Source organism: Methylobacterium sp. 174MFSha1.1 (assembly GCF_900116815.1).
GTDB lineage: Bacteria > Pseudomonadota > Alphaproteobacteria > Rhizobiales > Beijerinckiaceae > Methylobacterium.
In genome coordinates, this window is record NZ_FPCB01000010.1 from 267,845 (window position 1) to 274,620 (window position 6,776).

The window sequence follows — 6,776 nt, forward strand, 5'->3', positions numbered from 1 at the left end:
CCACCTCGCACGTCCTGCCGATGACCTACCGGGCAAGCGTGCAGAATCCGCAAACGTCGTAACGAAGCTTTGGCCGATCGCCGCCATCCTCCGGTCATGCTCTCCGCCAAAGCACTCGTTTCTTCCACGCGCCACCGTCTGTTCCAGGCCGGCTTCGCCACCATCGCGGCGACCGGGGCCGACCGCTGGCTCGCCCCCGCCGCCCGCGGCCGGGGCGTGATCCTGACCTTCCACCACGTCCGGCCGGACGAGCCGCCGCCGGGCGCCTACGCGCCGAACCGGCTGCTGGCCATCACCCCGTCCTTCCTCGACCGCACGCTGACGGCTTTGCGGGCGCGGGGCTTCGCGATCGTCCCCCTGTCGGACCTGCCGCGGCGTCTGACGGAGACGGGAGAGCCCTTCGCGGTGCTGACCTTCGACGACGGCTACCGCGACAACCTGGAATACGCCGCCCCGATCTTGCGCCGCCACGGCGCGCCCTGGACGCTCTACGTCACCCACGACTACGCCACCGGGACCGGACGGCTGTGGTGGATCGAGCTGGAGCGGGCGATCCGGGTCCTCGACAGGGTGCGGCTGCCGGAGGCCGGGCTCGATCTGCCCGCGGGCGACGACCCGCAGAAATCCGCCGCCTTCGCGCAGGCCTATCGCGTCCTGCGGGCCGGGCCGGAGGAGGTCTTGCGCGCGGCGACCCTGCGCCTGTGCCGGGAGGCCGGGATCGACGCGGGCGGAATCGCCGGCGAGCTGTGCCTGTCGCCGGGCGAGTTGCGGGATCTCGCCCGGGACGAGGCGGTGACGCTCGCCGCCCACACCCTGTCCCACCCGATGCTCGCCAAGCACGACGACGCCACCGCCCGCCGGGAGATCGTCGAGGGGCGGGCGCGCCTCGGCGCCCTGCTCGGCCGGGTGCCGGAGCATTTCTCCTATCCGGTGGGCGATCCGGGCTCGGCGGGTGCGCGGGAATTCGGCCTCGCCCGCGAGGCGGGCTACAGTACCGCCGTGACGACCCGGCCCGGCCACCTCTTCCCGGAGCACGCTGCGCACCTGCATGCCCTGCCGCGAGTCTCGGTCAACGGCTGCTTCCAGACCGACGCGGCCCTGGGCGCGCTCCTCTCCGGCGTGCCGTTCCTGGCCTGGAACCGGGGCCGGCGGCTCAATGTCGGGTGACGTTCAGCGGCGGCGGCCGCGACGGTAGTGGCGGCTGCCGCCGCTGATCACCGCGAAGCTCGCGCTCTGCCGGCCGCCGCGCAGGCGCCGGGTCCAGCCGCGGCGGCCGCGGGGCGCGGGCGCCACCGCCTCGGCGAGGGCAGGAGGGAGGGGCAGGCGCGGGATCGCCGCGGAGACCGCCGCGGCCGCGGCGGCGACGCCCTTCGCGGCGGGGCCGAACAGCGACAGGCACTGGTTGTAGGCGAGGTCGCCCTTGATGCGCTCGCACTCGCCGACGGAGCGCGGCGCGCCCTGCGCCAGGGCGGCACCGGCGAGGGGACCGAGGAGGAGGAAGAGCGCGAGCGCGTGGCGCATGGGCCTGGGGCTGCCTTGCGGGTGTCGAGGAGTGCCGAAGCGTGAGGGCGCGGGCCGAAAGGCTGCGACCGGGACGTCTGCCAGACCTTTTTGGCGAAAACCCGGCCTCTGCACCAGTCAGTCCATTGAGACCGGGTCAGGCCGGGTCGCGGTCGGGCCGCTCCATCCAGCGGATCAGCGGCATCAGCGGGATGATCCAGGCGAGTCCGAGGAGCGCGTAGAGTATTGATTGCACGACCGGCGGCGTCTGGGCGATGCGGCTGTCGGCGAGCGCCATGGCGAGGGGCGCGTAGATCAGCACGAATGCGATCATCACGATCGTCCCGACGAAGGAACGGGTGCGGCGGCGCATGGTGGGGCAACCCTGAGGCGGTGGCAATCTCGTGAGCCCCCGCCTACGCGAGCGGCCGCCGGACGGCAATCCGGCCGGCCGACGCAGGGGGACGACCCGTTAACCCGCCCGCGACAGCGGCGCCCCGGAATCGTTGCCGGCCCGGGCGGCGGCCAGCAGCGCGTCGCTCCGCGCGCGCCACGCCGCGATCGCCCGCGCCTTGACCGGGCCGAAGCCGCGGATCTCCTGGGGGGCGGCGAGGAGGTCCTGCAAGGCCGACGGCTCCGCCCGGCCGACGAGGGCGAGGGCGGCGTCGATCTGGCTCTCGTACTCCGCCAGCACCGCCCGCTCCTCCCGCCGCTCGGCGATCAGCCGCAGGGGGTCGAGGCGCCGGCCACGCAGGCCCTTCATGGCCGCGAGCCCGCGCAGCACCGGCAGCAGCCACGGGCCGAAGGCGATCTTGCGCGGCTCGGATTCACCCGGCCGGGTCCGGGCGAGGAAGGGCGGCGCGAGGTGGAAGGTCGGCCGCAAGCGGCCTCCCGCGTCTCGTCCCTCGAACTCCTCGGCGAGGCGGGCATGGAAGGCCGGATCGGATTGGAGGCGGGCCACCTCGTACTCGTCCTTGATCGCCATCAGCTTGAAGAGCGAGCGGGCGACCGCCTCGGCCAAAACATCTCCACCCCGCGCCCGGACCACGGCGACCCGGTCGCGGTAGCGCGCCGCATAAGGTTCGTCCTGGTAGGCGGTGAGGTACTCGGCCCGGCGGACCACCAGGGTGTCGAGGTCCTGCGCCGGCGCGGGCTCCGGGGCGAGATGGCTCTCGACGAAGGCCGGATCGGCCGCGAGCAGCCGGCCCCAGGCGAGCGCCAGGCGGTTGCCCGCCACCGCGACGCCGTTCAGCGCCACGGCCTGATCGAGGGCCTCGCGCGAGACCGGCACCAGCCCGCATTGCCAGGCGAATCCGAGGAGCAGCACGTTGGCGGCTTGCGCGTCGCCGGTCAGCCGCGCCGCCATCGCCTGCGCGTCGAGGCTGCGGAGCGCCCCGGCGCCGACCCGGCGGGTGAGCAAAGTTTCCAGCATCCGCGTGTCGATCCGGGCGTTGGGGTCGCGCAGGGTCGCGCCGGTCGGGATCTCGTGGGTGTTGGCGACGATCCGGGTGCGGGCGGGATCGATCACCGAGGCCGCGTCCGCACTCGCCGCCACCACGAGGTCGCAGGCCAGAACCGCGTCGGCCCGGCCGCGGTCGATCCGCACCTGGTGGAGCGCGCCCGGATCCCGCGCGAGCCGCACGAAGGACAGCACCTGTCCGCCCTTCTGGGCAAAGCCCATGAAGTCGAGCACGCTGGCTCCATGCCCCTCGAGATGGGCCGCCACGGTGATGAGGGCGCCCACCGTCACGACGCCGGTGCCGCCGACGCCGGCGACCAGGATCTCGTAGGGTGCGGCGCCGAGGGCGGTGTCGGGTTCGGGAAGAGCGGCGGCGCGGGCGGCGACCGCCTCGGGCGCGACCGCGACGCCGGGCCGGCGCCGGGGCGTCGCGCCCTCCAGGGTCACGAAGGACGGGCAGAAGCCCTTGAGGCAGGAGAGGTCGCTGTTGCAGCCGGTCTGGTCGATGGCGCGCTTCCGCCCAAATTCGGTCTCGACCGGCACGACCGAGAGGCAGTTCGATTTCTGCTGGCAATCGCCGCAGCCCTCGCAGACGAGCGGGTTGATGACCGCACGCCGGGCGGCCGGCGGGCTCTTGCCGCGCTTGCGCCGCCGGCGCGCCTCGGTGGCGCAGGTCTGGTCGTAGACCAGCAACGTGACGCCCTTCGTCTCCCGCAACTCCCGCTGCACGGCGTCGAGGTCGTCGCGGTGATGCACGGTGACGCCGGGCCCGAGGGGGTCGCGGGCGGCCGCCTTCGCCACCCGCTCGGGATCGTCCGACACCACCACGACGCGGGCCGCGCCCTCGGCCGAGACCAGGCGGGTGATCTGCGGCACGGTGAGCACGCCGTCGACCGGCTGGCCGCCGGTCATCGCCACCGCGTCGTTGTAGAGGATCTTGTAGGTGATGTTCGCCCCGCTCGCGACTGCCTGCCGGATCGCCGCGTGGCCGGAATGAAAATAGGTCCCGTCGCCGAGATTCTGGAAGACGTGGGCCTGGCGGGTGAATGGCGCCTGGCCGGTCCAGTCGACGCCCTCGGCCCCCATCGGCACGATGCCGGTGGTGTCGCGCTCCATCCAGTTCGCCATGAAGTGGCAGCCGATTCCGGCCCTCCCTTGCGACCCCGCCGGCACCCGGGTCGAGGTGTTGTGCGGGCAGCCGGAGCAGAAATACGGCGTGCGCACCGGCAGCGGACCGGAGGGAGCGGGGGCGGAGGGACCCTGCGGCTCCGCGACCGCGAGGCCGAGGCCGCGAAGGCTCTGGGCCAGAATCCCGACGAGGCGCGAGGGGCGCAGCTCCTCGACCTCCGGGACCAGGGGTCGGCCATCCGCGTCGCGCTTGCCGAGGATGCGCGGGCGATGCGCCGGGGTCAAGTCGTAGAGCGCCTCGCGCAGCTGGCGCTCGACCAGCGGCGCCTTCTCCTCGATCACCAGCACGGTCTCGACGCCCGCCGCCAGTCCTGAGAGTCCCGCGACGTCGAGCGGGTGGACGAGGCCGACCTTCATGACCGCGACGCCGGCGGCCTTCAGCGAATCCGGGCCGTGGCCGAGGAGCCGGAACGCCTCCATCGCGTCGCCATGGGCCTTGCCGACGGTGACGACGAGGAGACGGGGGCGCTCCGGCGCCACCACCAGCCGGTCGAGGGGATTGGCCCGCGCGAAGGCGCGGACCGCCTCGAGCTTCTGCAGCGCGCGCGCCTCGATGGCGAGGCTCGGCAGGTCGGGCCAGCGGATGTGCAGGCCGCCCTGCGGCGGCGTGAAGTCGGGGGTCGCGAAGGAGGGCAGCGGGGCCAGCGCGACCGAGGCCGCGCCCTCCACCACCTCGGAGATCGCCTTGAACCCGATCCAGGCGCCGGAGAAGCGCGACGCGGCGAAGCCCCACAGGCCGAAGGCCTCGTACTCGGCGATGCTTCCCGGATGGATCACCGGCATGTGCCAGGCCGCGAGGGCGAGGTCGCTCTGGTGCGACATCGAGGACGAGACGCAGCCATGGTCGTCGCCGGCGACGACCAGCACGCCGCCCTTCGGGCTGCTGCCATAGGCGTTGCCGTGCTTGAGCGCGTCGCCGGAACGGTCGACGCCCGGGCCCTTGCCGTACCAGAGGCCGAACACGCCCTCGACGGTGGCGGCCGGATCGAGGGCGACGCGTTGGCTGCCCAGCAGGGCCGCCGCCGCCAGATCCTCGTTGATGCCGGGCTGGAAGCGGATCCCGGCCTCGGCCAGCCGCTCCTTCGCCCGCCACAATTCCTGGTCGACGGCGCCGAGCGGCGAGCCGCGATAGCCGGAGACGAGGCCGGCGGTGTTCAGCCCGTCGCGGCGGTCGATCCGGCTCTGAGCGAGAAGCAGGCGGACCAGGGCCTGCGTGCCGGTCATGTAGGCCCGGCCGGTCGCGCGGTCGAAACGGTCGTCGAGGCGGTAGGCGCGGTCGAGCTCGGGCATCAGCGGGGTCTCCTCGCCGTCAGGCTATGCCGCCCGCACAGGCAAAACCTGCCTCTTCGCTTCCGTGTCGCGGGGTCCGGAGGTACGAACGGCGTCGGAAACCTTGAAACGGGACATGCCCATGCCTGAACGGGGAGACGCGCCGGACCGTTTCGAGCGGGCGATCCTGGATGCGCTGCAGGACGACGCCCGGCTCTCGGTGCAGGATCTCGCGCAGCGGATCGGGCTGTCGACCTCGCCGACCTGGCGGCGGCTGAAGGCGCTGGAGGAGCGGGGGATCATCCGCGGCTACGTCGCGCTGGTGGATGCCGCGGCGCTCGGCCACGGCCAATGCGTCTTCGCCCACGTCACGCTCGCCAAGCACGACCGGGACGGCGTGGCCGAGTTCGAGCGCGTGATCGGGCGCCGGGACGAGGTGCTGGAATGCTTCTCCACCACCGGCCAGGCCGATTACCTGCTGCGCGTCGTGGTACGGGACGCCCAGCACTACGAGCGCTTCCTGCAGGAGGCGGTATTCTCCTGCCCGGCGGTGCAGCAGATCCACTCGAACTTCGCGCTGCGCGAGGTGAAGTTCAGCGTGAAGGTGCCGACGGGGGCGTGATTAAGGCTGACGGTTTTCAGCGCCTGTTTGATCGGTGGCTACGATCAATCCGGGGAAGCGGCCGATTTCCCTCTACGTCATCCCGGGGCTCGCCGCAGGCGAGAACCCGGGATCCATAACCGCTGACGATGCCGAAAAGGGCGAAGCGCGATCCGCTCCATCCTGACGCGTCAGCGGTTATGGATCCCGGGTTCCGCTGCGCGGCCCCGGGATGACCAGGAGAGTATGGATCGGGTCGGCTCAACGGCGAGCAAAGGTCGTTTCGAAAGCCTATTGACATAAAAAAAAGAGCCCGGCCTTTCGGCCGGGCTCCGCTCCGTCGAGGTGACGGAGTGCGACGACTAGAAGCCGTTGAACTTGTAGTTCAGGCCGGCGCGAACGACCGCGAACTCGGTCTCGCGACGGTACAGGTTGGCCGGGCCGACCGACACCACTCCCGGCGAGAACACCGAGTACTGCGTGCCGTTGGCGGTCTGGGCGAACACGCCGTTGTTGCGGTTGCCCTGGTCCAGCTTCACGTACAGACCTTCGACCTTCAGCGTCACCGCCGACGAACGGAAGAAGTTGAAGAACGAGTCGGTGGGCAGGGCGTACTCGACGCCGCCGCCGACGACCCAGCCGGTCTGGAAGTCGTCACGCGAGCTGTTGGTCAGGCCGAAATCGCGACCGCCGCCCGAGCCGTAGGCGAAACCGCCGGTGGCGTACACGAGGGTGCGATCCCAGGCGTAGCCGAGACGG

The 6,776-nt window shown here is 72.2% G+C and carries 5 protein-coding genes and 1 pseudogene; 2 read left to right on the top strand and 4 right to left on the bottom strand.

The features are described from left to right. The first annotated feature begins 96 nt into the window (after positions 1-96). Positions 97-1,167, top strand: coding sequence for a polysaccharide deacetylase family protein (locus BM430_RS10090; protein WP_093567104.1), 1,071 nt, complete (start codon positions 97-99; stop codon positions 1,165-1,167). Between the two features lie 3 nt (positions 1,168-1,170). On the opposite strand, the gene BM430_RS10095 is transcribed toward BM430_RS10090, so the two are convergent. The 3 genes from BM430_RS10095 to BM430_RS10105 form a co-directional block, all read right to left on the bottom strand. Then, positions 1,171-1,521 (bottom strand): hypothetical protein, encoded by a 351-nt coding sequence (locus BM430_RS10095; RefSeq protein WP_093567105.1) that lies wholly within the window; start codon positions 1,519-1,521, stop codon positions 1,171-1,173. A 136-nt stretch (positions 1,522-1,657) separates the two neighbouring features. Beyond that, positions 1,658-1,873, bottom strand: a complete 216-nt coding sequence (locus BM430_RS10100; RefSeq protein ID WP_093567106.1) for a DUF2842 domain-containing protein — start codon at positions 1,871-1,873, stop codon at positions 1,658-1,660. A gap of 99 nt (positions 1,874-1,972) precedes the next feature. Beyond that, a complete protein-coding gene (locus BM430_RS10105; protein WP_093567107.1) occupies positions 1,973-5,437 on the bottom strand; it encodes an indolepyruvate ferredoxin oxidoreductase family protein in 3,465 nt (1,154 codons plus the stop codon). Between the two features lie 121 nt (positions 5,438-5,558). On the opposite strand from BM430_RS10105, the gene BM430_RS10110 reads away from it, so the two are divergent. Further along, positions 5,559-6,038 (top strand): Lrp/AsnC family transcriptional regulator, encoded by a 480-nt coding sequence (locus BM430_RS10110; protein WP_093567108.1) that lies wholly within the window; start codon positions 5,559-5,561, stop codon positions 6,036-6,038. A gap of 341 nt (positions 6,039-6,379) precedes the next feature. Here BM430_RS10110 and BM430_RS10115 read toward each other — a convergent pair. Continuing rightward, positions 6,380-6,776 (bottom strand): annotated as a pseudogene (locus BM430_RS10115) (porin family protein); the annotation flags it as partial.

What these genes read in the sequence shown, in the direction of transcription:
- BM430_RS10100 (WP_093567106.1), bottom strand. Translation starts at nt 1,873, where the DNA reads ATGCGCCGCCGCACCCGTTCCTTCGTCGGGACGATCGTGATGATCGCA.
- BM430_RS10090 (WP_093567104.1), top strand. Translation starts at nt 97, where the DNA reads ATGCTCTCCGCCAAAGCACTCGTTTCTTCCACGCGCCACCGTCTGTTC.
- BM430_RS10110 (WP_093567108.1), top strand. Translation starts at nt 5,559, where the DNA reads ATGCCTGAACGGGGAGACGCGCCGGACCGTTTCGAGCGGGCGATCCTG.
- BM430_RS10095 (WP_093567105.1), bottom strand. Translation starts at nt 1,521, where the DNA reads ATGCGCCACGCGCTCGCGCTCTTCCTCCTCCTCGGTCCCCTCGCCGGT.
- BM430_RS10105 (WP_093567107.1), bottom strand. Translation starts at nt 5,437, where the DNA reads ATGCCCGAGCTCGACCGCGCCTACCGCCTCGACGACCGTTTCGACCGC.